This is a genomic window from Parabacteroides distasonis (assembly GCF_004793765.1).
GTDB classification, from domain to species: Bacteria; Bacteroidota; Bacteroidia; order Bacteroidales; family Tannerellaceae; genus Parabacteroides; species Parabacteroides distasonis_A.
Map to the genome: position 1 here is coordinate 1 of NZ_SRYM01000047.1, position 24,904 is coordinate 24,904.

Genomic DNA, 24,904 nt, shown 5'->3' on the forward strand with positions numbered 1-24,904 from the left:
AACTATATTTCAATAATTTCAAAGAACTTTTTCAGATTTTAATGGGACAGTAGTGGGCTTGGGTATTTTGGGTGGTGCCTTGACAGGTGGAATCGGAAACGGTATGGTTGCCGCCTTGAAAGGTAATAACTTCTGGACAGGTAAGGACGTTAAATTCGGACGGACGATCTTCTCGTTCAAGAACACGGCGACAAGACCGGCACCGGAGATGAGGTTGATGGAGGCTCAAGGAAGTGGGCTAAATGTGACGCAACCGGATATTAGTAATACCCCTAAATTAAATCCGGTAGAGACATCATCTCAGGTTGCTTCTTCTAGTCAATCTTCGGGTACGACTCGTTTTGTGACAACTCCAGATGGGGTAACTCATGATTTACAACCGACTATTGATAGAATACGGTCTGGAAAGTTGTTTACGTTTCGTCATGATGGAAGTATTTATCGAAATAAAGATGGGCTATTACCTAATTTATCAAATGGAGTTTATAAAGAGTATATTCATCCAACACCAGGATTGATGAAGGGGGCAGGTACTCTTAGGATTGTAACAGGAGATAATAAAATGTGGTTTACTCCAGATCATTATCATACATTTATCCAAATAAAATTTTAATTTTGGGGATAAAAAGTTGTTTGTGTGTTTATGATTAATATAAATGTAAATATTTAAAATATGGGAAATATATATTTTGAGAAAGATGTTAATGTGTACAGTATGGAAAGAGGTGTGTTCGGGCATATTTCTAAAGTGTGTAATAAATTTGATTTATTTCATGAAATAACTAAAGTGTTAAATTACCCTTTTGAATTTGGAAATAATTGGGATGCTTTATTAGATATATATAGGGATTTTAGTTGGATTGATGATACAGATATAACAATTATTCATGACGATTTATCTATGTTGGATGAAAATGCTCTTAGGATTTATATTGAAATAGTAAAAGAATCGATTATTTTATGGCAGAAATATGATGATCATAATGTTGCATTTATTTTTTATGAAAAAGAGAAAGATGTGATTATGACTATTTTTAATGGATATAATCCATATTATGGATAGATTATAAGAAATGAATGTTGAAAATATCTAATTAGTAAATTCAATGTTTAAAATTCGTCCTGTAAGTACAGGCGTAAAGTTTGAGCCGGTCAAAGAGCTTGAAGTTGAAAAATATTTGGTTGAACTGAATTGGAAGGATTACAATGGTAGATTCATTTGTCGTGGAGAGTTATTCCATTGATTTTAGAGATAATTAAGAAAGAATTTATTTAGAAATAGGCTGTTTTATGATGAAAAATGAGACAGCCTATTTTTTTGTTTGGGTTTTGTATATGTACTGATGCCGAGCTTATTTCTGAACTTTAACAAGTGTAGTTACACTATAAACAATCTGTTGATATACCTATCATCATAGAAGCGCTTATCGGTGGAGCCGCCGCAGGTTCGGCGAGTACGGCAGTGATGATGCCTGTCCAAAGTGCGGGTAACTCGTTGTATTTCGGAGACCAGTTTATGAGTTTGAAGGATTATGGCTTGGGTATTTTGGGTGGTGCCTTGACTGGTGGAATCGGAAACGGTACGGTTGCCGCCTTGAAAGGTAATAACTTCTGGACAGGTAAGGAGGTTAAATTCGGACGGACGATCTTCTCCTTCAAGAACACGGCGACAAAATCGGCACCTAAAATGGAAATGTTAGATGGCTCGAAGAGTTCTTTGGGGGTAAAACAGCCTAATGTAGCAAAAGAAACATTGTCATTTCCTGAAAGGACAATGGAAAACTTTAAGGAGCACTTTAATTTAGGGGGGGCGACATGCAGACTTGAATTTGTCAACAGAAAAGATAGTGTCGAATGTGAAAGGTTTTGTGATAGATAATCAGCAGGTTTTACAACAGGGGGACAATACTTTTATTGGACAAATTAATGGGTTTGACAAATCAATAAAAGTTTATTTATATGGTACAACTGTTAGATCTATGAATATGTATCCTGGTGTTTCAAATAGAATATCTGTGAGACCTCCTATCAAATATGGAAATTTAAAATGGTAGTAGATTTTAGAAAGGAGATATTTTGTAAAAAGATATCTTCTTTCAGTTTTTTGTATTATCTTTGAAATGTATAAATTGTGTGATAATATGCAGTACTTTGAAAATCAATACATAAAAAGAATGGACTCGAATTCAATACAGCCTTGTTTAACAGAATCATTGAGTTTGTGCAATTGCATTATAGGGGTATTGGATTTTAATGCTTTAAAATTTGTCAATAAAGTAGTAATAAAAAATTGTGTAATTAACGAGTTGATTATTTATTGTACTTGGTTTGATGGAGGATTGACGTTTGTAAATAATATAGTATCATCCGATATCAATTATGAAATGGGTGGACATAATAATAATGAAATTATATTCTTAGGAAATGTTTTTAATGGCTTTTTTGGCTTTTTTGATTGCCATTTTAATGAATGTATAATTTTAAAGAATAATATTTTCGTAAAAAACTCAGATCTTTTGGTTAAAGAGAATAAAGGATTTGATAATATTTTTCTAAAAGGAGTTGTTTTGGAAAATAATATTGGTCGTTTAGATGTGTTTAAAAATGGTTAATTTTATAAATAAAGGTGACATCTTCAATTTGAATGGAGTTCACAGTTACGCTCATGGTTGTAATTGCGTCGGAGCGATGAGAAAAGACATAGCGTTGCAATTTCGGGAGCGATACCCCAAAATGTATGCAGAGTATAAAAAATTGTGTCAGCAAGGTAAGTTTAATCCGGGGGATGTCTTTGATTATGATTATGGATGATCATATTCTTAAAGGTATAAAGCATACTTCTAGTATGAAAACAGGCTAAATAGAGGGAAAGATAATCTGCTTTATCGTTTTAAGTATAGGAATCATAGATTTTGTGTACATTTGTAGACGTATCTAAAACTCACATCTATCTCATAAAAGTGAAAGAATATGGAAGTTGTATTAAAACTAAACGCACGTTTGCAACCGATGCATAGACATGAATTAGAGGATGCGATTCAAAGTGTACTTGAGAAGGAGCAAATGGGAGAAGTAACAGGAGGTGGTACGGTTCAAAATCCAGACGGCGAGATTGTAAGTTGTGATATAGATATCCATCTAGCTGGTGATAAGTGGGATCATGTAAGTTTTTTGGTGAATTTACTAAATCGCTTGGGTATCCCCAATGGTTCTGCCTTGCTAGGGATAGATCGTAAATTTAGAGTGGAAGTTGGGACTTTGGAGGGATTGGCTTATTATCTTAATAATACAGATTTACCCGATGTGGTCTACGAAACCTGTGACATTAATCATGTGGTTGAACAAATGGAGTTGGCAATGAAGGGAATCGGCGGTTTATATAGCTATTGGGAGAGCGATGCATACACGGCCTTGTATTTTTATGGAAATTCTTATTCCGAAATGAAACAGAAAATAGAGCCTTTTGTCGCAACATATCCCTTGTGTCAAGAAAGTCGTATTGAGCAAATTGCTTGAATAATAAAACCTCTGTTAAAATAGAAGGTTAGATATCCCTGTATTTAGGAGATCAGTTGATGAGCTTGGAGGATTGTGTTCAAGGTATTCTAAATTACAAGAATATAGGTTTATGGAGTCTCAATTCTATGTCTTTTTAGTTTGAAATCCGGATAAAGTTTGTATCTTTGGAAATAGCTCTGAATATAAGTGTCTTACTTCTAAAATATATGCGTTATGAGATACCTAATTTATTTTTCACTATTTCTTTTGCAGTTGGCGTTTATCTCTTGCGAGAAAGAAGAGATAATAGAGGATACACCTAAAGAAACACCCTATTATCTGGGATATTTTGAGGGGGCGGTAAACGGACAGGATATTTCTATTAGGAATAAGTCGGCTTCATGGAGATATATAGATGCTGGATTTTATTCGGAAGTAAGGAGGGGAGAATGGGAGGTCTTGAGATGCTCGCATTGGACGATTCCACTGGATCGCGAACATTCAAGCCGTTATGCGATGAAGGTGGTATTGCTCCCATTACAAGAAGGAGAATATAATATAGAGAAGGGGATTCGGACACAAGAGGAGATAACGTCTTATATCCGGATAACGGATTCACTAAATAAGGTGGAATATTGTCCTTTAAAAAAACCGTTTAAGGTCTATGTGGATAGTGTTCGTTACCATGAATCGTCCATGATGCCATATATTGAGGGAAAGATGGAAGGGACTTTATATAATAGGTACGATGTAAATGATTCTATCGTCGTAAAAGATGCTATATTCGGTATCCATTGATAGTGGATGATATACCGCTGCCTTACGATATTTTGGCTATTTTTAATTTTTACCTTCTGAACATTTAGGGGTTCACTCTGTTCTAACAAAGCATTGGATATCCGGTATGTATTTAGTAGTGAATTAATTAAACGTCAAAATTATGAAGGTGAAAATATTATACACGGCTTTAATCTCATTGATCGCAGGAGGAGCGATGGCGCAAGATTGTACGTTCTTCTTTCCGCAAACAGAGGGAACGGTATGGGTCCGTAAAGGATATGACGCGAAGGGAAACTTACAATCTGTTATGAGTTATCAAGTGGATGAGGTGGAAATATTGCCTTCCGGCCAAGAGGTGGAAGCGGACTACGTATATACTAATCCCTCCGGTACGATCGTGAACAAAGGAGACAATCACTGGGTATGGCTATGAGTGGTACAGCCCGAATGTAGGCTTAGTGCGTACGGAACAATATGATAAGAATAACGTATTACAATCCTATACGGTATTGGAAGAATTAAAATAAAAAGGCGACTACAATCTTATGATTTGTATTAACCGGTTTAAGTGGATACGCTGTTGCTGAGAAGTGACAGCGTATTTTCTTTTATGGGAAAGATTGGGCAATTTTCTTTTTGTTTGACGTTTTTCGTTAACTTGCGGCAAATTTCGGAAAATGGAAAGAGAATATAAATCAAAAGTGGGATGGTGGTATCATCTGGTGATTATCATGGTGGTAATTGGTTGCGTGGCCGCGTTTTTGCGTACCAATATATCGGCTATAGTGGGTATGATGGTCGCTGCGTTGGGGGTGCTTCATGTTTTCTTTAATACGTATTACCGGATAACGGAAGATGATATGTTGATAGCGCATTGTAGTATTTTCCCGGAGAAGAAGATCGCTATCGCTGATATAGAGGCGTTGGAATCTACCGTGATGCCAGTGTCCAGCTACGCCCTTTCGTTGGATCGGCTGATCATATGGAGCAATGGGAAACCTTGGATGCTCATATCTCCGACCAACCGGGCTGATTTTATCAAACAGTTGAGAAAGATTAATCCTAATATACAACTTAAATAGATCTAATAGTATGAAATACGATGTCGCTATAATCGGTGGAGGTCCTGCCGGTTATACTGCCGCGGAGAGAGCGGCTCAGGGTGGGCTTTCCACGATTCTTTTTGAGAAAAACGCATTGGGCGGGGTTTGTTTGAATGAGGGATGCGTGCCGACAAAGACGCTTCTTTATTCCGCTAAGACGTATGATAATATCAAGCATGCTTCCAAGTATGCGGTGAAAGCGGAGAATCCTTCTTTTGATCTCCCGAAAATCATCGCCCGTAAGAATAAGGTCGTGAAAAAGCTGACAGCCGGTATCCGTATGAAAATGACGGAGCATGGCGTGGTGATGGTTACGGCAGAAGCTTGTATCCAAGGACGTGCGGCCGACGGGACGATTACGATCGCTGCCGGAGAAGAGCTATACGAGGCTGCGAACCTTTTGATCTGTACGGGATCAGAAACGGTAATTCCTCCTATACCCGGATTGGCGGAGACGGAATATTGGACGAGCCGGGAGGCGTTGCAATCGAAGGAGCTTCCGGCCTCTTTGGTGATAATCGGTGGAGGCGTGATCGGTATGGAGTTCGCTTCTTTCTTCAATAGCCTTGGGGTAGAGGTACATGTCGTGGAGATGTTGGATAAGATATTAGGCCCGATGGATCGTGAGCTGTCCGAAATGTTGCAAGCGGAATACGCTAAACGGGGGATTAAGTTCTATCTAAGTCATAAAGTGACCGGGGTGCATGGAACCGAGGTTTTTGTAGAGAAAGACGGGGAGACATTCACGCTGCATGGCGATAAAGTCCTTTTGAGTGTAGGGCGTCGTCCGGTTACGAAAGGTTTTGGCTTGGAGACACTGGCTCCGGAGCCTTTCCGTAATGGGGTGAAGGTGAATGAGTACATGCAGACTTCCCTGCCAAATGTATATGCTTGCGGTGATATTACCGCTTTCTCCTTACTGGCGCATACGGCAGTTAGCGAGGCGGAGGTGGCCGTGGATCATCTCTTGGGCAAATCGCGCCCGATGAGTTATAAGGCTATTCCGGGTGTCGTTTATACGAATCCGGAGATCGCCGGTGTCGGAAAGACAGAGGAGGAGTTGCAGGCAGAAGGTATTTCGTATACCGTGAAGAAAATACCGATGGCATTCTCTGGGCGTTTTGTTGCGGAGAATGAGATGGGTAATGGTGTTTGTAAGTTGATCTTGTCGGAGGATGAAACGTTGATCGGCGCCCATATGTTGGGTAATCCGGCCTCGGAGCTGATCGTGATCGCCGGAATCGCTATCGAGAAGGGAATGAAAGCGGATGAGTTGAAGTCGTTTGTGTTCCCGCATCCTACGGTAGGAGAGATTATTAAGGAAGTGCTTTATTGAAATAATTATGTACCTTTGTGCCAATAATAGCGGCACATGGGTACATTTGAAGGATATGTAGGGATTCGTTTGTGGGACGGGCAATTGGTGGACGATGTGGTCTTTAGCCTTTTGTTCGTCTTATTTGTGTGTTTTGCGCTGGTGTTCCGCACCAATTACCGTTTATTCCTGAAGATGATGCGTGATGTGGTATATGTGAAAGAACGTCAAAATTTATTTGAGGTAACGAGGGGAAGCGAATGGTTATTCCGGAATTTCATGACGTTTCAAGCCTTGTTTCTTTGTGGCGTTTGTCTTTTCGCTATCGCTAGAGCATATGGGTATTTGAACCATTTGCTAGAAAATACGGTGTTAATCTCTATTGGATTGATAATGATGGTATTGATGCTGTTTTATTGGTGTAAGTGCTGTTTCTATTATTTATTGGGTGTTGTTTTTACGGACGCTCCGAAATACAAGTTTTGGAAGACTAATTATAACGCTATTATAGGAGCATGGGGGATCTGTTTATATATTCCTGCACTTTGGCTGGTATTCGTGGGGGACAGTATACAGGTTCCTGTTTTATTGTTTGTATTTTTTTATATTCTGTGTCGTTTTGTGATAATTTATAAGACCATACGGATATTTCACAGGAAAAATAGCAGTTTTTTATATATTAGTTTGTACCTTTGCGGCCAAGAAATATTGCCTTTAGTTTTTCTGTATGAAGGCATTATTTATTTGTATAACTTTATCGAGTCAAGTACTCTATGGCATTGAATATTAAAAAATTATTGGTATCACAACCGAAGCCTGCATCGGAGAAATCACCATATTTCGATATTGCAGAAAAATACGGTGTGGAAATAGATTTCCGTCCGTTTATCAAGGTTGAACCTTTATCTTCCAAGGAGTTCAGGCAGCAACGAATCTCGGTTTTGGATCATACCGCCGTTATTTTTACGGCTCGTACGGCTATCGATCATTTCTTTCATTTATGCGAGGAATTGCGCGTGACTATTCCGGAAACGATGAAATATTTCTGTATGACAGAGGCGATCGCTGTTTATCTCCAGAAGTATATCGTTTATAGAAAACGTAAGATTTTTTATGGTCAGACTGGCAAGGTAGATGATTTGGTGACTGTTATCGCCAAACATGCGAAGGAGAAATACTTAGTACCTGTTTCCGATGTACATAAAGATGATTTATTCGCTTTGTTAGACGCAAAGAAAATCAACTATACGAAAGCGGTGATGTTTCGTACGGTGAGCAATGATTTTGCGAAGGAAGAGAAATTCGATTATGATATGTTGGTTTTCTTTAGTCCGTCGGGTATCTCTTCTTTGTTGAAGAATTTCCCGGATTTCAAGCAAGACGATATAAAGATCGGCTGTTTTGGTCCTACTACGGCAAAGGCTGTTAAAGATGCGGGTCTGCGTTTGGATGTTGAGGCTCCCACCGTGGAAGCCCCTTCTATGACTGCTGCTTTAGATTTATATCTGAAAAAACAGCAAGACGGTAAAAAATAATGACGACAAAAAGGTATACCCTTTCAAAAGAAGAACGCCTGTCGTGGAAACGTTACATTGACCTATTATTCGAAAAAGGACAATCGTTCGTAGCGTTTCCACTGCGGGTCGTTTATTTACCGATGGAGGAGGAGATGCCTGCCCGTGCTTCCTTCTTGGTGAGTGTACCGAAGAAAAGATTTAAGAGAGCCGTAAAACGTAACTTGATCAAACGACAGGTACGTGAAGCTTACCGGGTTCGTAAATATGATTTGCTGGAGCCGTTGGAAGCGAAGAATAAGGGCATGTTAATCGCTTTCCTGTACCTCGATAAAGAAATCCATCCGTACGCTACGATGGAAAAGGCAATGAACAAAGCGATCCGTATCCTTCGGGATAAAAAATAATGAAACGCTTTTTTACCACATTTCTCTTATTGCCGGTTTATTTCTACAAATATTGTATCTCTCCTATGACTCCGGCTTCGTGCAGGTATACGCCTACTTGTTCCGAATATACGGTGCAGGCTCTAAAGAAGCATGGACCCGTGAAGGGGTTGTATCTTGCGATTAAACGAATACTTCGTTGCCATCCTTGGGGTGGAAGCGGTTATGATCCGGTTCCGTAATGCTATGGGTTATTATGATATACATACGCATCAGATGCCTTTCTATAAGGAGGATATTGCGATTATAAATAGGAACGTGAATCCAATGGGTGATATTCGTTCGGGTTCACTTCCTGATACGGTTATTCGCTCATATGGTATCCATCCATGGTATCTATATAATGTAAAGGAACAGATAGACCGACTAAGGCTCTTGGCGTCCGGTCCGGAAGTCGTGGCGATCGGGGAGGCTGGACTTGATACGCTGGCCGAATCTCCAATGGATTTGCAAAAAGAGGTATTTCTGGCACAAGCCTATTTAGCGGAGGAAACACATAAGCCATTAATCATCCATTGCGTAAAAGCGTGGGCGGATCTCATTGCCTGTAAAAAGGCCGTGAAACCGGAGATGTCTTGGATTATCCATGGCTTTCGAGGTAATGGTGAACTTGCCTCCCAATTGGTTCGCTTGGGGTTTTATCTCTCTTTTGGAGATCGTTTTAATCCATCGGCTTTGTGTGCCGCATGGCCTGATTTCCTTTTCTTGGAGACCGATGATAAATTGATAGATATTCGTGAGGTCTATCAAAATGTAGCGCAAGCGTTGGATATTCCGGAAGAAAAGCTACGGATTCAAATCGCTGAAAACATTTCTATCTTCCATCTAAATGGATAATTATCAATTATCAATTTTCGATTCTCAATTAAAAAGTCGTACCTTTGCCTCGTATGCGATAAAATGACAAATATATTAATGTAATACGATATAAATTAATACGATGAATTTTGTAGAAGAATTAAGATGGAGGGGCATGATCGCTGATATGATGCCCGGGACGGAAGAGCAATTGCAGAAAGAGTTGACATCGGCCTATGTGGGAATCGACCCGACAGCGGACTCTTTGCATATCGGACACTTAGTAAGTGTGATGATGCTGAAGCATTTCCAACGTGCCGGTCATCGTCCTATCGCTTTAGTAGGTGGAGCTACCGGTATGATCGGTGACCCGTCTATGAAGTCTGCCGAGCGTAATTTGCTGGATGAGGCTACTCTCCGTCACAATCAGGATTGCATCAAGAAACAATTGGCTAAGTTCCTTGATTTTGACTCCGACGCTCCTAATGCCGCTAAGTTGGTGAACAACTATGACTGGATGAAGGATTATTCTTTCTTAAATTTTATCCGCGATATCGGTAAGCATATTACCGTGAATTACATGATGGCTAAGGATTCTGTGAAGAAGCGTTTGAGCCGCGAATCCAGTGTAGGTATGTCTTTCACCGAGTTTTCCTATCAATTGCTACAAGGTTACGATTATTTGTATTTGTATGAGCATGAGGGTTGCCGTCTACAGATGGGTGGTACCGATCAATGGGGTAACATCACGACTGGTACGGAATTGATCCGTCGTACGTTGGGAGGGGAGGCTTATGCCTTGACTTGCCCGTTGATCACGAAGGCTGACGGTGGTAAGTTCGGAAAGACGGAATCCGGTAATATCTGGTTGGATCGTCGCTATACTTCCCCGTATAAATTCTATCAATTCTGGTTGAACGTAAGCGACGCTGACGCCGCCAAATATATCAAGATCTTTACGGACTTGAGCCAAGAAGAGATCGCCGCTTTGGAGGCGGAGCAAGAGGCCGCTCCTCATTTGCGTCCGTTGCAGAAACGTTTGGCGAAAGAGGTGACTATTATGGTTCATTCTTTGGAAGATTATGAGGCTGCTGTAGAGGCTTCCAATATCTTGTTTGGTAACTCCACGCACGAGGCTTTGCTGAAATTGGATGAGGATACGTTGCTGGCCGTATTCGAGGGTGTTCCTCATTTCGATATCTCCCGTGATGAACTGGCCGCAGGAATCAAGGCTGTCGATTTGTGTACCGAGAAAGCCGCTATCTTCCCTTCAAAAGGTGAGATGCGTAAATTGGTACAAAGTGGTGGCGTAAGTTTTAACAAAGAGAAATTAGCGGAGGTTGATACTGTAATTGACTGTTCTTCACTGCTTGACGATAAGTATTTATTGGTTCAAAGAGGTAAGAAAAATTATTATTTGTTGATCGCAAAGTAAAAAAATAATCAAAAAATTTGCAAGGTAAGATTTTATTCTTACCTTTGCATCGCTTTAGTAAAGCAACCGGATTGTCTCATGGTGTAATGGTAGCACTACAGTTTTTGGTTCTGTCTGTCGAGGTTCGAATCCTCGTGAGACAACTCAACAATCTAGAGAGGGATGCCAATTTTGGCATCCCTCTTTTATTTTGTGGCATTTTTTGGATAGATAGTTTTATCCGATAAATCCCTAGGGAAAATGAAGTAGTACTTACTTTAGCAATGAAGTATATCTCCTGTGGTATTCGCAGTATAATTGCGGGGATAATCTTGCGGTGTGTTTTTTATCTACACTTTTATTTATTTTTTATATATTTGTGGAAATTCTGATTTAAATCAATATTGTTATGTCACGTTCATTTCTTTTGTTTGGTTTTATCCTATATAGTGTTTTCTTAAGTAGTCTGGCGAATGCTAGTGAGATCGATTTATCTGCACCCAGGGATAAAGACGGTTGGAAATTGATATGGAGTGAGGAGTTTGATTATACGGGACTCCCCGACTCTACGAAATGGTCTTATGATACAGATGGTAATGTATATCAATGGGGGAATAACGAAGCCCAATATTATACATCTGGCAGAAAGGAGAACGCTTGGGTTTCGGATGGGGTATTGAGGATTACGGCCTTGAAAGAACCAATGGAAGGCCGTTCATATACGTCGGCTCGCTTGATCACGAAAGGAAAAGGGGATTGGTTGTACGGACGTTTTGAGATCCGGGCGAAGCTCCCGACTGGAAGAGGAACATGGCCGGCTATCTGGATGCTTCCAACGGATTGGGCATACGGGGGGTGGCCCAAAAGCGGGGAAATAGACATCATGGAGAATGTAGGCTATGATCCCGATACGATCGTAGGCTCTTCGCATACGGAAAAATATAATCATGCGATCGGAACTCAGAAAAACGCTAAAATCGCATGTCCGGATTGTTATAAAGCGTTTCATGTGTATGCCTTGGAATGGGAGAAAGATGAGTACCAACTTTATGTCGATGATCAATTATACTTTACCTTTAAGAACGAGAGGACAGGCTATGAAGTTTGGCCTTACGATAAACGCTTTCATATCTTGCTGAATCTGGCGATCGGCGGGAATTGGGGAGGCCAAAAGGGTATTGATGATTCCCTTTTTCCACATGTGTTCGAGATTGATTATGTGAGAGTTTATAAAAAGTAGGATGTAACGTGATGTTTTTTATTTACTTTTGTGGTACATAACATTCTGTACTATATAGTGAAGGAGATACTTGAGAGGGCGTTGGTTCGTGTGTTGATTTGTTGCGTTATTGCCTTGTTGCTTTGTATAATGGGGAATGCAAGGGTGCCCTGTCGTACACGATAAAAAACAGGCTTCGATGAAAGTGTTCAAGGATATTGCGCAAAAAGGGAAAAGCACGATGGGATGTTTTTGGTTTTAAGCTTCATTGTTGTGTAACCCGCTTAATGTGGATTATACGTATATGATTTATATACTCATCGGACAATCTGTCTCTACAAAATACATACAATATTCGATTATTTACTTACTAACGGGTAAGTGTCTGGATTGGCTATGATAGACAAGCTCAAATCCACGTCTAAGGCATCCCAACGAATCTGCCCACGTCCTAATAGTTGGACATTAAACACGTCTTCTACGGCAGTACGTTTGACCCATGGGAATTTGTCGTAGGGTATATTCCCGATTCTTTACCCACAATATTAAGCCATTGCGGGAAATGTGCGTTACCTCAGTTTAATCCTGATATTATACAACGCCTTAACAAACTATTTAGTTATATTTGCGGAAGTTATCGATATAAGTAGATAGTATTTACATTTGAATATATGATTATGAAGACACTAAAAGGTCTCTTTTTCCTATCCTTGTGCTTACTGGTATCCGTTGCTGGATATGCTGGTAATAAGGTTAGTTTTTTGAAAAAGCAGTTTACGGCTCGTGATGGTTATCAATTGAATTATCGGGTTCTGTATCCCCGAGATTATAATCCGGCACAGAAATACCCGGTAATCCTGTTCCTGCACGGAGCGGGCGAACGAGGGTCGGATAATGAGGCCCAATTAGTACATGGTGGCGATATGTTCGCTTCTTTCGAGAATCAAACGAAATATCCGGCTATCATCATAGCACCTCAATGCCCGGCAGAGAAGACCTGGTCTGAATATAAGGGATTGAACGCCGGAAAGGAAGGGAAGCGTTTCTATCCGTTGAATGCCCCGGCCACGCAATCAATGGGCGCAGTCAAGGAGTTATTGGATAGTTATATAGCGGAAGGTAAGGTCGATACGAAACGCATTTACGTAACCGGTCTCTCTATGGGAGGTATGGGCACGTTCGATATCGTAATGCGTTACCCGAACCTGTTTGCCGCTGCCGCCCCGATTTGCGGAGGAGCGAATTTGCAGCGTTTGGTAAACTTCAAGGGTAAGACTGCTTTTAGCATTTATCACGGCGGTTCCGATAGCGTAGTCGATGTACAATTCTCCCGTGACGCTTATGACGCCTTAAAAAAGGCAGGTGCGGATGTCCGTTATAAAGAATATCCCGGTGTAGACCATAACAGCTGGGATAATGTTTTCGCCGAATCGGATTATCTGGCTTGGATGTTCCAGCATAGCTTGTAGTAAAATAGACGGCTTATTAATGATTTGTTCGCTTATTTTGACCGCTAGATCAAGGATGTTGAATATCTGCGAAAAGAGAGAAGGGTGAAATTGTAGAGAAGAGCCGAATGTCATATTGACAAATTGTAAACTAAAGTTCTGGAGAATCTGTTTTTCCGGACAGAAGTATTATTCGTTCTCAAATACATAAGAAAAAATCAATAATCGCTTAGCTGATAGGTGGATATCTGAAAATAGCCTTTTGTTCCAGCGAAATTAATTCATCGTAATTCATATTATGTGGGTTAGAAGGGCTATCTTTTAGGGTCGTGAAGGTGAAGTGACGAGGTTATAATGCTTATTCTTGACAGTTCACGACCCTATTCTTGACTACTTAGGGTGCTCAATGCGAGTATCGGCGTTGCCTAGCGGGACTAGTTGCGTAGGGTTTCGTGGCTACTCATGTGTAAAAAGGGGGCTTTTTCTATAGAAAACGTTGTTTATGGACAGCTCTTTTTGTTATTTAAGGACTTTGGCGGGAAGTACTTGTCATGATATATGCCGTATACTGATCAAAAAGGTTGTATATCATTCTTATTGCAGACAAAAAGATTTACTACCTTTGCGCCCGCAAAAAATAAACAAATAAAATGAAACCTAATTTATTAGTGACTTCCAGACAAGTAATGCTCAGAGAGATGAAAGATTACTTGATGATCGCTTTGGGGATGATTCTCTACGGTATCGGATGGACCGTTTTCCTGCTGCCGAATGATATTACGACTGGGGGCGTACCGGGTATTGCCTCCATTGTGTTTTGGGCTACGGGATTTCCTGTCCAGTACACTTATTTTCTTATCAATGCTTTCTTGCTGATGCTGGCCTTGAAGATATTGGGCTTTAAGTTCAGTATCAAGACGATCTTCGCTGTGTTTACGCTTACTTTCTTTCTATCGCTGATCCAGAAGTTGACAGCCGATATGCATTTATTACAAGATCAACCGTTTATGGCATGTGTGCTGGGAGCCTCCTTCTGCGGAAGTGGTATCGGTATCGCTTTCTCCTCGAACGGTAGTACGGGTGGAACGGATATTATTGCCGCTATCATCAATAAATATCGGGATATAACGTTGGGACGGGTCATGATGATCTGCGATATGATTATTATCACCTCCAGTTATTTCGTGCTAAAGGATTGGGAGAAAGTGGTATATGGTTTCGTGACGTTATATGTTTGTAGTTTCGTGCTGGACCAGATCGTGAACAGTGCCCGCCAGTCCGTGCAATTCTTTATTATCTCGAAGAAATACCAAGAGATTGGTAAGGAGATTAACGCATTGCATCGAGGGGTTACGGTGATCGACGCTACCGGGTTATATACGGGGCAAGAACAGAAGATGATGTTCGTGCTCGCTAAAAAACGGCAATCCACTACGATTTTTCGTATCATTAATGATATTGATCCGACCGCTTTTGTATCTCAAAGTGCTGTAATTGGGGTTTATGGGGAAGGATTCGACCATTTTAAACTAAAGAAATCAAAGTAGAGACGGGGCACGCCCCGTTTCTACAATTTGAGTGTCTATTATGAACATTTTGATCTTAGGGCTGCATGATAACTTCTGTCCGGTTACCCTGTCCCAAAAGCTTTTGGGCAAATGCCTTTATCTTCTCGGGAGTCAACGCCTTAACAATCGACTCATAATCCGTATCGGTATCAAATCCTTTATAATAATAATCATCCAATACGTTCAACCAATAGCTGTTCTCCTGCAAGACTTCCGCATGACGTTTCAGCAGGTTATCCTGTGTTTTCTTGAAGTCTTCCTGATGAGGGCCTACCTCGGAAAGCCGTTTCAACTCATTGCGGACAATCGTGTTCATCTGCTCCCACTTAGCCGGGTCCGTATCGAAGAATATCTGTAATGTCGTTCTTCCTTCCGGGAAAGGTGAGATTCTAGCGGATACACCGACGCCATACGTTCCTCCTTCTTTCTCGCGTACCTTCTCGTAATATACCAAGTCCATAACTTGTTTCAATGCGGTAGCGGTGATGATATTCTCCAGATTGTACTCCATTTGTCCGGTATAGAGGTTGGCTACCGTTACTTTCGGGATTTCCATGGAGCGGTTGAATCGATTTATATAGTCTCCCTTACGCATCGATGGAACCTCCGCCGGATTTCCCTTCTCAATTTTTCCTTGGGATGGCAATGTCGCTACATATTGCTCAATATACGGACGGATACTATCGATCTGGATATTACCTACAAACGTGAATACGAAACCGGAAGCATCCGAGAAGCGTTCTTTGCGCATCTCCATGATACGAGGATAACTGATATGTGTGAAATCTTGTGGACGAAGACGGGACGCACGAGGGTTATCTCCGTAAACCGCTTTAGACAAAGAGTCGCTGAAAGCCACCATCGGATTTAATTCCATGTTCTGCAATTGCGCTTTTGTCCGTGTCTCGAAAGAAGCGTAGGCCTCTTCATCCATACGAGGAGCCGTGAAGCTGAGGTAAATTAACTCGAATAAGGTTTGCAAATCGGAAGGAGCGGCCATTCCGTTCACGTTCTCACTATCTTGACTGAGCGATAGGGCGCAAGATACCTTCTTTCCGGCCAAACGCTTACTTAGATCCGTGGTGGAGAAATTGCCCAATCCGCCTATCTCGATCACGTCATTGAAAACTTTTAAGTTATTAATATCCTTCGTGCCGAATAAAGTGCTTCCTCCCGGGCTGGTAGCGGTCATGATGATCTCGTCCTTCTTGAATTCGGTAGGCTTTACTACCACCTTGATACCATTGCTTAAGGTAAATACTGTCGCTCCGAAACGCTGGTCGGTCTTTGTCTCCGTGATTTGCCCCAGAGCTGGTAAGGTCGGGATTAAAGGTTCGTTGGAGACAGTTTCTTTATAAGGCTCTACCGGCATCTGTTGCGCTTTGAGGAATGTACGGAGCAGATTCTTTTCGGTCGGGTATTTTATACCTTCTTTATCCGGTCCGGTTAACCCGATCACGATATTATCCTCTCCGATCATATCTTGGATATATTGGTTGATTTGCTCCACCGGGATATTTTGGGCGATCTGGTTCAACAGCGTGTATTCCATCTCAATGCCCGGGATATAACCGCCGTTGGTGAAATGATTCACATATTCACGAATATAAGCGTCGTTTTTTTGGTTATTCCGCTCGTTGTAAGCAGACTCGTATTGTTTCAATACGTTGATGCGTGCCCGTTCATACTCGGATGGCGTAAAGCCATATTGTTTTACCCGTTGAGTCTCTTGGACAAGCGTTGTCAAGGTAGAATCGATCTCGCCTTCCTTGGCAAGAGCAGCTACGGTCCATGCTCCCTTGCTCTTTGCGATCATGAAATTGTCATCATCGTAGGCTTGGGCATAGATAAACGGAGGATTCGCTTGATGCAAGATGTCGTCGAAACGCTCGTCCATGATCGATGCGCATATTTGCTGAATGTAATCCTTTACCAATCCGGTAATCGTACGATTCAAGTCGTTGGGCAATTTATCGTGTTTATAGAAGACATAAAGGATTGTATTGGATGCCTCCTTGTCTTTGGCGATCGAGATCAGAGGTAGATCATTGTCAGGAACCGGTACTTGTTCCCGTTTTGCCGGACTGACCGGGGTAGGGACATCGGCGAACATCTTTTTGATAGTTGTTTCTACTTGATCTGCATTTACGTCTCCCACGATGATAATCGCTTGCAAGTCCGGACGATACCATTTCTTGTAGTAAGCCCGTAACTCGTCCGGCTTGAAGTTCTCGATCACGTCGATCGAGCCGATCGGCATCCGGTTCGCATAACGGCTTCCCGGGTACATCTTGGGTAGTTGCTGCTCCCATAGACGAGTCTGGGCATCCTGCCGGGTACGCCATTCCTCACGGATGACACCACGTTCTTTCTGGATAGCCGAGTCGGTTAAGGCTAGGAACCCGGACCAATCATGAAGGATCAATAAGCAAGAATCAACCACGCCGCTTTTATTGACGGGGGCGTTGGTAATCATATAGACGGTCTCATCAAAAGAGGTATAGGCATTGAAGTTTTCCCCGCTGCGCATACCTACACTCTCGATATATTCGTCCATCCCGTTATTCGGGAAGTTCCTACTGCCGTCGAAAGCCATATGTTCCAAGAAGTGAGCCAAACCTCGTTGATTGTCTTCCTCTAAGATGGAGCCTACGTTTTGGGCGATGTAAAAGTCTGCCCGGTCTTTGGGCTGATCGTTGTGACGGATATAGTAGGTCAATCCGTTACTCAATTTCCCGTATCGAACCTTTGGATCGATCGGAAGCGGTTCGGGTTCCTGCATCTCTTGTGCCATCACTTGTGTGAAAGCGACGAAACAGAGCAGGATTGCCGTTAAGATAGAATGTCTTTTTATCATATTTATTTCATTGATAGTGAATCTAGATCACAAAACTAGCAAAAAATCACAGAAAGAGGTCTTTATGGCGAAAATAAGGAGTATTCGATACGGAATACTCCTTTCTATCAAGATTAAACAGGCGGGGGAGCTGTTTAATACTCAACTATTCTATTAACACTTGAGTAATAAGGTTTGTTTAATATAATTCTAATCTATTCTATATAATTTATAGGGGGATGGAACGTTAGGTATTAAACGTAAATGATTACCTTTGCGGCCGACTGCCCGTGTGGGTATGCAAGTAGAAACAATTAATTATCACACTTATACAAAGTATGGGAAAGTACAAACTAATCAACAACGTGTTGGGGTGGGTCGTTTTTTTGATCGCTTCTACCGTTTATCTGATGACAATGGAACCCACCGCCAGTTTCTGGGATTGTGGTGAGTTTATCTCTTCGGCATACAAATTGGAAGTAGGCCACCCGCCCGGAGCTCCTTTCTTCATGTTAACAGCCAATTTATTTACGCAGTTCGCCTCCGACCCTTCCAAGGTGGCTGTGATGGTTAATACGATGTCCGCCCTGTTTAGCGGCCTGACGATCTTATTCCTTTTCTGGAGTATTACCCATTTAGCTCGTAAGATTATCGTGGAAGACGATAAGATGATGTCTCTGGGACAGATGATTACGATCATGGGTTGCGGTTTGGTAGGTTCTTTGGCTTATACGTTTAGCGATACGTTCTGGTTTAGCGCCGTGGAGGGTGAGGTGTATGCTTATTCTTCCTTGTTTACCGCCTTGGTATTCTGGTTGATCCTGAAATGGGAGGAAGCCGCCGATCGTCCGCATGCCGATCGTTGGATCGTGTTGATCGCTTATTTGATGGGTTTGAGTATCGGTGTCCATTTGCTGAATTTATTGTGTATCCCGGCTATCGTACTGGTATATTATTATAAGAAATTCCCGAACCCTACGATGAGGGGTACGCTGATCGCTTTATTGGTGTCGTTCGCTATCGTGGGCTTGATGATGTATGGTGTCGTACAAGGCTTGGTTGAGGTTTGCGGTTATTTCGAGCTGTTGTTTGTCAATACGTTCGGTATGCCGTATAACTCGGGTGTATATGCGTTCGTGATTATCTTGGCGGCTTCGTTGATCTGGGCGATCTGGGAGACGATGCAAGACGAGATCCATCCGGTGCGGATGAAGATCTCTTTCATCCTTTCGATCGTATTGCTGGGTATTCCGTTTATCGGTAGCGGTTACGTGATCGCCGTGATCCTTACGGCGGCTTTGACAACTTATTTGTTCATGAGCAAGAATGTAAATATCAAGATGCTGAATACGATCTTGGTTTGCTTGATGGTAATCGTAGTGGGTTATTCATCCTATGCCTTGACATTGATCCGTGCGACAGCCGATACGCCTATGAACCAGAACGCTCCGCAAGATATCTTTACCTTGCGTACCTATTTGGCTCGTGAGCAATACGGTAAGACTCCGTTGATCTACGGTCAGACCTATGTATCCGAGGTGAAACGTGAGAACCAAGGTGGTACTTGCGTTCCTGTATCGAAAGAGGGTGAGCCGACTTGGAGCCGTGTCATTAAGAAAGATAAAAACGAGAAGGACCATTATTATATCTCTCGTTACGATACGGAATACGAATATGTGGATGAATTGAGTATGCTTTTCCCCCGTATGTATAGTAGCGACGGACGCCATGTGGCGGCTTATAAGGAATGGGCGCAGGTAAAGGGTACGCCGGTGAAGTTCAACCGTTGTGGTGAGATGGTGACGGTGATGAAACCTACATTTGCCGAGAACTTGCGTTATTTCTTCGCTTATCAGTTGAATTTCATGTACTGGCGTTATTTCATGTGGAACTTCTCCGGACGGCAGAACGATATACAAGGTAATGGCGAGGTTTCGAATGGTAACTGGATAACCGGTATTCCGTTTATCGATGAAGCTTTAGTGGGCCCGCAAGAGGATATGCCGTTCGATATTATCAATAATAAGGGGCATAACGTATATTATATGTTACCGCTTCTATTGGGTATCTTGGGGCTTCTATTCCAAGCTTATGCCGGAAAGAAGGGTATTCAGGGATTCTGGATCACGTTCTTCTTGTTCTTTATGACGGGTATTGCGATCGTGCTTTACTTGAACCAGGCACCGTATCAACCTCGTGAACGAGATTATGCGTATGCCGGATCGTTCTATGCGTTCTGTATATGGATCGGTTTCGGTGTGGCAGCCTTGGCGAAAGGATTGCAGAAGTATGGTAAGTTATCTCCGGTGATAGCGGGTTCTGTTGCGACGGTACTGTGCTTGTTGGTTCCTATCCAGATGGGTGCGCAGAACTGGGATGACCATGATCGCTCGAACCGTTATGTTTGCCGTGATTTCGGTGCGAACTACTTGGAATCTTGCGAGCCGAACGCTGTCATATTTACGAATGGTGATAATGACACGTTCCCGTTGTGGTACGCACAGGAGGTGGAAGGTATCCGTACGGATGTACGTGTATGTAATACGAGTTATTTGCAAACCGATTGGTATATCAACCAAATGAAGAAGCAAGCATACGAATCGGATCCGCTTCCAATCTCTTGGCAACCGGAGGATTATGTGCAAGGTACTCGTGATGCCGCTTATGTATTCCCGATGACGGATAAATCGATCGATCTGAAGACCGCTCTTGATTTCGTTCGTAGCAATGATCCGAAGTTTAAAAAGATCCCGGGTATCAATCAAGAATTAGATTATATTCCTGCGCAGACATTGACGATGGGGGTAGATTCCGCTGCGGTTATGGCTGCCGGCGTGATCGATACCGCTAACTTGCCGTATTTGCAGAAAGAGATGAAGATTGACTTGAAAGGCAAGGATGTCTTGGGTAAGCAAGAGTTGATTATCTTGGATATGTTGCAGACGAATGACTGGAACCGTCCGATCTATTACGCGATTACCGTAAGCCCGGATCAGTTCGTGAAATTGGATCCGTACTTCCAGCAGACCGGTATGGCTTATCAGATCGTTCCGATGGAGACACAGGGAACTGTTCGTTCGATCAATACGGAGAAGATGTATGACAACGTGATGAATAAGTTCAAATGGGGTGGTGTCAATACGCCGGGTGTGTACTTGGATGAGAATGTAATGCGGATGTGCAAGAGCTATCGTATTGCGTTGTTCAGTAAGTTGGCTGCCGCTTTGGTCGCTGAAGGCAAGAATGAGAAAGCCCTGAACGTACTGGATAAGGCGATGGAAGTTTTGCCTCCCGAGAATGTTCCGTTGGATTACAGCGCTCTTTCCTTGGGTGAGTTGTATTATGAGTTGGGCCAGAAGGAGAAGGCGGAGATGGTTTATAAAGGTATAGCGGACAATGCGATGCGTAGTATAAACTGGTATTTCCGTTTGCGTCCGGGTCAATTATCATCTGTCGAGAGTGATTTAGGTCATAACTTGGCGGTTCTCCAAGAGGTATTGCGTGTAAGCAAACAATACAATCCGGAGTTCGCTAAGCCTTATCAAGAGGAATTTGATAATTACCGTATGGCGTACGGATCAGTGGCAAAAGATTAACAAAGTATGTTTATAGAACAACCGCCTTGGTTTTACAGGGCACTGTTCCCGGGGGTAACTTGGCGAATACCGGCAGAGAAGAAGTGTGTGTATCTCACCTTCGACGATGGCCCTATTCCCGAGGTTACCCCTTGGGTTTTAGATATATTGGATACGTATGGGATCAAGGCTACCTTTTTTATGGTAGGGGATAATGTACGTAAGCATCCCGAAGTCTTCCGGATGGTGATAGATCGTGGGCACCGTGTCGGTAACCATACGTTCAACCATATCCAAGGTATCAAGTTCTGGACGAAGAATTATTTGGCGAATGTGGAGAAGGCGGCTGAATATATTCCTAGTAATTTATTCCGGCCTCCTCACGGGCATATGCGTTTTCCGCAGGTAGTATGGCTTCGCCGCCATTATCATATCGTGATGTGGGACGTGGTCACCCGCGATTATAGCCCGCATATGACTCCGAACGGTGTCTTCAACGTGGTAAAGAACTATACCCGTAATGGTTCCGTTATCGTCTTCCACGATTCTTTGAAAGCCGAGCGCAATATGCGTGAGGCAATGCCCCGGGCTGTCGAATGGCTCTTAAAGGAAGGCTACGAGTTTAAAGTTTTTGAATAATGGGTATCTCCCAGTTTATAAAAGATAAAGCTATGGAATTAGGCTTCTCCGTTTGCGGTATCGCTGAAGTAGCGAAGGCCGGGAGCGAGGAGGCTTATTTTGACCAATGGATTGCGGAAGGCTACCATGCTGGAATGAAATACATGGAGAATCATCGGGAAATCCGTCTCAATCCGGATGGCTTGGTGGAAGGTGCCAAATCAGTTATCTCAGTAGCCTTGAATTATTATCCGAAAGTTCTCCGGAATCCGGCGGAACCTTATATCTCGTATTATGCGTACGGAGAAGATTATCACGGGGTCGTAAAGGATAAACTTCGCCAATTATGGAAAGCGATAACCGAGCATCATCCCTCCAACAATGAGGCTCGTGTATTCACGGACTCCGCCCCTCTGTTAGAGCGTTATTGGGCTTGGAAAGCCGGTTTGGGATGGATCGGAAAGAATACGAATCTAATCATCCCGGGCAAAGGCTCTTTCTTTTTCCTTGGGGAGATCGTGACAACCCTGGAAGTCGATGCCTATGATTCCCCCCAAAAGAATCGCTGCGGTTCCTGTACCCGCTGTATGGACGCTTGCCCTACCGGGGCCTTGGAAAGGGCGAAACGTTTGAATGCCCGCAAATGTATCTCTTATCTTACGATTGAGCATCGTGGAGAAATCCCTGTTGAGCAAGCCGTCCTTTTAAGTAACCGCATCTATGGATGCGACACCTGCCAAGCCGTTTGTCCTTGGAACCGCTTCGCTATGCCTACGGCAGTAGCAGCCTTTCATCCCACCCCTTCTTTGCTCTCCCTTAAAAAAGATGACCTCAAGGCATTGAGCCGTGAGGATTATAATCGTATCTTTGCGCATTCGGCGGTGAAACGCGCCAAATATGAGGGATTATTACGAACAATACAATATCTAAAAGACTAAGTTACCATGAGAAGAACATTTAACTTCTTGCTTCTTTTTCTCCTGTCGGTGATGACGGTAATGGCCGCTCCCGGAGATTTACAAGAGAAACTTGCCGTCCTAAAGGGAATCAGTGGCATCGAGAAACTGGAATCCGATCATTATCCGGAGAAATATGTAGTACGTATCACGCAGCAGGTCGATCCGAAAGACCCCGCCGCCGGGACATTTACGCAACGGGTGATTGTTGGCCATGTAGGCTATGACCGCCCTACCATTATCGTGACCGAGGGATATGGAGCCGCCTACGCCCTCAACCCGAGATATCAAGAGGAATTGTCCAAGCTATTGAATGCGAATCTGGTGTTCGTGGAGTACCGTTATTTCTTGGAATCGACGCCGGAACCCAAGAACTGGGATTATCTGACCGCCGAAAACTCCGCATACGATTTGCATAATGTCCGCAATACATTCAAGCAGATCTATCCGGAAAAATGGATCAGTACCGGCATCAGCAAGGGGGGACAGACAACGATGCTCTACCGTGCCTTCTTCCCGGACGACGTGGATTTCTCCGTTCCTTATGTCGGTCCGTTATGCAAAGGCGTAGAGGATGGCCGCCACGAGCCTTTCTTACGTAAGGTAGGTACGAAAGGGGAACGCAAGAAGATACAAGATTTTCAATTGGAAGTCTTGAGACGCAAGTCTGATATGCTCCCTTTATTGGAGAGTTATTGTAAGAATAAGAACCTGACATTTCGTATTCCGATGTCCGAGGTATTGGATTATTGCGTACTGGAATATTCATTCGCTCTTTGGCAATGGGGAACTTCAGTGAATACGATCCCTTCCAAGTCTGCCGACGATCAGGCACTCTTCGACCATCTGATGAATATCAGCGGCCCTGATTATTTCGCCGAGAACCAGCCCAACATCTCCTTCTTCGTACAAGCCGCCCGGGAGCTCGGTTATTATGGCTACGACGTGAAACCTTTCAAGAAATACCTTACGATCGATAGCGCCCACGGATACCTAAACCGTATCATGCTTCCCGAGGAACTGGTCGGCAAGGTAGACTTCCGCCCGGCCCTATACCATAAGATCTATGACTTCTTGAAGGATAACGACCCGAAGATGATCTTCATCTATGGCGAGATCGACCCGTGGAGCGCGGCCATGGTGCCCGCTTTCAAAGGCAAGAAGAACGAGCAAATCTACATCCAACCCCGAGGCAGTCATCGTGCCCGTATCGGCAATATGCCGGAGGATATGAAGGAAAGGATCCTTACGCAGATTAATAAGTGGCTGGCCGAATAGAGGTGAGGAGGAAGATATGAGCAAGCCGATCGATTACGAGCAAATCCCGTCCGACTTCATGCACTGCCTCAACGAGCGCTGCCCGAAAGCCGGACATTGTATGCGCCAATGGGCCGCCCGGATGCTGCCGGCAGAGCGGCTGCACGTGAATATCTTGAATCCCCGCCAGTACGAGGCGGATGGTGGCGAGGCTTGCCCCCATTTCTTCTCCGACGTGCCTCAGCTCTACGGCAAGGGGTTCGAGCGCATGCTGGATGAGATCCCCAGACGCAAATCCACGGCTATCAAGAGCCAGATGTTGAGCTACTTCGGCCGTTCGGTATATTATCGCAGCCTGCACGGCGAGCGGCTTGTTAAGCCCGCCGAGCAGGTGGACATACGGCGTATCTTCCACCACAACGACGTACAAGACGAGCCTCGCTACGACACGATGATAGAGCATTACGATTTCTAGGTGTTTAACGCAGGCCATCTGCGTCCGCTCATAATTCCCATGATTTCCCGTAAACGTGGGAATTTTTTTTCATGCGGAAGGGAA

Annotated in this window: 24 protein-coding genes and 2 pseudogenes; 24 read left to right on the top strand and 2 right to left on the bottom strand. The window is 43.1% G+C overall.

Going from position 1 to position 24,904, the window contains the following annotated elements; all coding sequences use genetic code 11:
- The first annotated feature begins 52 nt into the window (after positions 1-52).
- From E5342_RS14180 to E5342_RS20380, 17 genes and pseudogenes are all read left to right on the top strand, one after another.
- Positions 53-613, top strand: coding sequence for a ribonuclease domain-containing protein (locus tag E5342_RS14180; RefSeq protein ID WP_246867127.1), 561 nt, complete (start codon positions 53-55; stop codon positions 611-613).
- A 60-nt stretch (positions 614-673) separates the two neighbouring features.
- On the top strand, positions 674-1,063 hold the full coding sequence (locus E5342_RS14185) for a barstar family protein (protein WP_121737310.1): 390 nt from the start codon (positions 674-676) through the stop codon (positions 1,061-1,063).
- Between the two features lie 453 nt (positions 1,064-1,516).
- Complete coding sequence (locus E5342_RS19820) at positions 1,517-1,879, top strand: hypothetical protein (RefSeq protein ID WP_160217507.1); 363 nt, start codon at positions 1,517-1,519, stop codon at positions 1,877-1,879.
- A 262-nt stretch (positions 1,880-2,141) separates the two neighbouring features.
- Entirely contained in the window at positions 2,142-2,612 is a 471-nt protein-coding gene (locus E5342_RS14195) for a hypothetical protein (protein WP_135959634.1), read from the top strand.
- 358 nt (positions 2,613-2,970) lie between these two features.
- Positions 2,971-3,516, top strand: a complete 546-nt coding sequence (locus E5342_RS14205) for a hypothetical protein (RefSeq protein WP_121737313.1) — start codon at positions 2,971-2,973, stop codon at positions 3,514-3,516.
- A gap of 216 nt (positions 3,517-3,732) precedes the next feature.
- A complete protein-coding gene (locus tag E5342_RS14210) occupies positions 3,733-4,296 on the top strand; it encodes a DUF5025 domain-containing protein (RefSeq protein WP_005860305.1) in 564 nt (187 codons plus the stop codon).
- Between the two features lie 142 nt (positions 4,297-4,438).
- Positions 4,439-4,805: pseudogene (locus E5342_RS14215) on the top strand (TapB family protein).
- Positions 4,806-4,955: 150 nt separating this feature from the next.
- Positions 4,956-5,360 (top strand): PH domain-containing protein, encoded by a 405-nt coding sequence (locus tag E5342_RS14220; RefSeq protein WP_009016772.1) that lies wholly within the window; start codon positions 4,956-4,958, stop codon positions 5,358-5,360.
- A gap of 10 nt (positions 5,361-5,370) precedes the next feature.
- A complete protein-coding gene (gene lpdA, locus E5342_RS14225) occupies positions 5,371-6,717 on the top strand; it encodes a dihydrolipoyl dehydrogenase (protein ID WP_121737314.1) in 1,347 nt (448 codons plus the stop codon).
- 36 nt (positions 6,718-6,753) lie between these two features.
- Positions 6,754-7,479 (top strand): DUF4271 domain-containing protein, encoded by a 726-nt coding sequence (locus E5342_RS14230; RefSeq protein WP_135959635.1) that lies wholly within the window; start codon positions 6,754-6,756, stop codon positions 7,477-7,479.
- A complete protein-coding gene (locus E5342_RS14235; RefSeq protein WP_183128571.1) occupies positions 7,476-8,231 on the top strand; it encodes a uroporphyrinogen-III synthase in 756 nt (251 codons plus the stop codon). Before E5342_RS14230 ends, E5342_RS14235 begins: the two co-directional genes overlap by 4 nt.
- Complete coding sequence (rnpA, locus tag E5342_RS14240) at positions 8,231-8,617, top strand: ribonuclease P protein component (protein ID WP_135959636.1); 387 nt, start codon at positions 8,231-8,233, stop codon at positions 8,615-8,617. The genes E5342_RS14235 and rnpA overlap by 1 nt, the downstream gene beginning before the upstream one ends.
- Positions 8,617-8,838, top strand: coding sequence for a membrane protein insertion efficiency factor YidD (gene yidD / locus E5342_RS14245; RefSeq protein WP_121737318.1), 222 nt, complete (start codon positions 8,617-8,619; stop codon positions 8,836-8,838). The genes rnpA and yidD overlap by 1 nt, the downstream gene beginning before the upstream one ends.
- Complete coding sequence (locus E5342_RS14250; RefSeq protein WP_121737319.1) at positions 8,822-9,493, top strand: TatD family hydrolase; 672 nt, start codon at positions 8,822-8,824, stop codon at positions 9,491-9,493. Before yidD ends, E5342_RS14250 begins: the two co-directional genes overlap by 17 nt.
- 103 nt (positions 9,494-9,596) lie before the next feature.
- The gene (tyrS, locus tag E5342_RS14255) at positions 9,597-10,889 is read left to right on the top strand and encodes a tyrosine--tRNA ligase (protein WP_121737320.1); all 1,293 of its coding nucleotides are present in this window, start codon (positions 9,597-9,599) and stop codon (positions 10,887-10,889) included.
- 388 nt (positions 10,890-11,277) lie between these two features.
- A complete protein-coding gene (locus E5342_RS14265; protein ID WP_121736083.1) occupies positions 11,278-12,108 on the top strand; it encodes a glycoside hydrolase family 16 protein in 831 nt (276 codons plus the stop codon).
- 148 nt (positions 12,109-12,256) lie between these two features.
- Positions 12,257-12,356 (top strand): annotated as a pseudogene (locus E5342_RS20380) (transposase); the annotation flags it as partial.
- Positions 12,357-12,446: 90 nt separating this feature from the next.
- Here the strand turns inward: E5342_RS20380 and E5342_RS19830 are convergent.
- Positions 12,447-12,560, bottom strand: a complete 114-nt coding sequence (locus tag E5342_RS19830; protein ID WP_246867128.1) for a hypothetical protein — start codon at positions 12,558-12,560, stop codon at positions 12,447-12,449.
- A 198-nt stretch (positions 12,561-12,758) separates the two neighbouring features.
- On the opposite strand from E5342_RS19830, the gene E5342_RS14275 reads away from it, so the two are divergent.
- Together E5342_RS14275 and E5342_RS14280 are read left to right on the top strand one after the other, a co-directional pair.
- Entirely contained in the window at positions 12,759-13,556 is a 798-nt protein-coding gene (locus E5342_RS14275) for a prolyl oligopeptidase family serine peptidase (protein ID WP_121736082.1), read from the top strand.
- Positions 13,557-14,185: 629 nt separating this feature from the next.
- On the top strand, positions 14,186-15,082 hold the full coding sequence (locus tag E5342_RS14280) for a YitT family protein (RefSeq protein WP_121736081.1): 897 nt from the start codon (positions 14,186-14,188) through the stop codon (positions 15,080-15,082).
- A gap of 55 nt (positions 15,083-15,137) precedes the next feature.
- Here the strand turns inward: E5342_RS14280 and E5342_RS14285 are convergent, their stop codons facing one another.
- A complete protein-coding gene (locus E5342_RS14285) occupies positions 15,138-17,960 on the bottom strand; it encodes a M16 family metallopeptidase (RefSeq protein WP_135959637.1) in 2,823 nt (940 codons plus the stop codon).
- A 317-nt stretch (positions 17,961-18,277) separates the two neighbouring features.
- Here E5342_RS14285 and E5342_RS14290 point away from each other — a divergent pair, with 317 nt between their 5' ends.
- The 5 genes from E5342_RS14290 to E5342_RS14310 are packed head-to-tail and all read left to right on the top strand — an operon-like array spanning position 18,278 to position 24,820.
- Positions 18,278-21,535 (top strand): DUF2723 domain-containing protein, encoded by a 3,258-nt coding sequence (locus tag E5342_RS14290; protein WP_121736079.1) that lies wholly within the window; start codon positions 18,278-18,280, stop codon positions 21,533-21,535.
- Between the two features lie 6 nt (positions 21,536-21,541).
- Positions 21,542-22,153: a polysaccharide deacetylase family protein gene (locus tag E5342_RS14295; RefSeq protein ID WP_135959638.1), complete on the top strand. Its 612-nt coding sequence runs from the start codon at positions 21,542-21,544 to the stop codon at positions 22,151-22,153.
- Positions 22,153-23,070: a tRNA epoxyqueuosine(34) reductase QueG gene (queG, locus tag E5342_RS14300; protein ID WP_121736077.1), complete on the top strand. Its 918-nt coding sequence runs from the start codon at positions 22,153-22,155 to the stop codon at positions 23,068-23,070. The genes E5342_RS14295 and queG overlap by 1 nt, the downstream gene beginning before the upstream one ends.
- Positions 23,071-23,076: 6 nt before the next feature.
- Positions 23,077-24,366: a S28 family serine protease gene (locus E5342_RS14305; RefSeq protein ID WP_121736076.1), complete on the top strand. Its 1,290-nt coding sequence runs from the start codon at positions 23,077-23,079 to the stop codon at positions 24,364-24,366.
- A gap of 16 nt (positions 24,367-24,382) precedes the next feature.
- Positions 24,383-24,820 (top strand): DUF6078 family protein, encoded by a 438-nt coding sequence (locus E5342_RS14310; protein WP_121736075.1) that lies wholly within the window; start codon positions 24,383-24,385, stop codon positions 24,818-24,820.
- Positions 24,821-24,904 lie beyond the last annotated feature (84 nt).

Coding starts and splice junctions, on each gene's coding strand:
- E5342_RS14265 (WP_121736083.1), top strand. CDS start 11,278: ATGTCACGTTCATTTCTTTTGTTTGGTTTTATCCTATATAGTGTTTTC.
- E5342_RS14250 (WP_121737319.1), top strand. CDS start 8,822: ATGATCCGGTTCCGTAATGCTATGGGTTATTATGATATACATACGCAT.
- E5342_RS14305 (WP_121736076.1), top strand. CDS start 23,077: ATGAGAAGAACATTTAACTTCTTGCTTCTTTTTCTCCTGTCGGTGATG.
- tyrS (WP_121737320.1), top strand. CDS start 9,597: ATGAATTTTGTAGAAGAATTAAGATGGAGGGGCATGATCGCTGATATG.
- lpdA (WP_121737314.1), top strand. CDS start 5,371: ATGAAATACGATGTCGCTATAATCGGTGGAGGTCCTGCCGGTTATACT.
- E5342_RS14275 (WP_121736082.1), top strand. CDS start 12,759: ATGATTATGAAGACACTAAAAGGTCTCTTTTTCCTATCCTTGTGCTTA.
- E5342_RS14310 (WP_121736075.1), top strand. CDS start 24,383: ATGAGCAAGCCGATCGATTACGAGCAAATCCCGTCCGACTTCATGCAC.
- queG (WP_121736077.1), top strand. CDS start 22,153: ATGGGTATCTCCCAGTTTATAAAAGATAAAGCTATGGAATTAGGCTTC.
- E5342_RS19820 (WP_160217507.1), top strand. CDS start 1,517: ATGAGTTTGAAGGATTATGGCTTGGGTATTTTGGGTGGTGCCTTGACT.
- E5342_RS14185 (WP_121737310.1), top strand. CDS start 674: ATGGGAAATATATATTTTGAGAAAGATGTTAATGTGTACAGTATGGAA.
- E5342_RS14210 (WP_005860305.1), top strand. CDS start 3,733: ATGAGATACCTAATTTATTTTTCACTATTTCTTTTGCAGTTGGCGTTT.
- E5342_RS14195 (WP_135959634.1), top strand. CDS start 2,142: ATGCAGTACTTTGAAAATCAATACATAAAAAGAATGGACTCGAATTCA.
- E5342_RS14205 (WP_121737313.1), top strand. CDS start 2,971: ATGGAAGTTGTATTAAAACTAAACGCACGTTTGCAACCGATGCATAGA.
- E5342_RS14230 (WP_135959635.1), top strand. CDS start 6,754: ATGGGTACATTTGAAGGATATGTAGGGATTCGTTTGTGGGACGGGCAA.
- rnpA (WP_135959636.1), top strand. CDS start 8,231: ATGACGACAAAAAGGTATACCCTTTCAAAAGAAGAACGCCTGTCGTGG.
- E5342_RS14285 (WP_135959637.1), bottom strand. CDS start 17,960: ATGATAAAAAGACATTCTATCTTAACGGCAATCCTGCTCTGTTTCGTC.
- yidD (WP_121737318.1), top strand. CDS start 8,617: ATGAAACGCTTTTTTACCACATTTCTCTTATTGCCGGTTTATTTCTAC.
- E5342_RS14295 (WP_135959638.1), top strand. CDS start 21,542: ATGTTTATAGAACAACCGCCTTGGTTTTACAGGGCACTGTTCCCGGGG.
- E5342_RS14290 (WP_121736079.1), top strand. CDS start 18,278: ATGGGAAAGTACAAACTAATCAACAACGTGTTGGGGTGGGTCGTTTTT.
- E5342_RS14280 (WP_121736081.1), top strand. CDS start 14,186: ATGAAACCTAATTTATTAGTGACTTCCAGACAAGTAATGCTCAGAGAG.
- E5342_RS14220 (WP_009016772.1), top strand. CDS start 4,956: ATGGAAAGAGAATATAAATCAAAAGTGGGATGGTGGTATCATCTGGTG.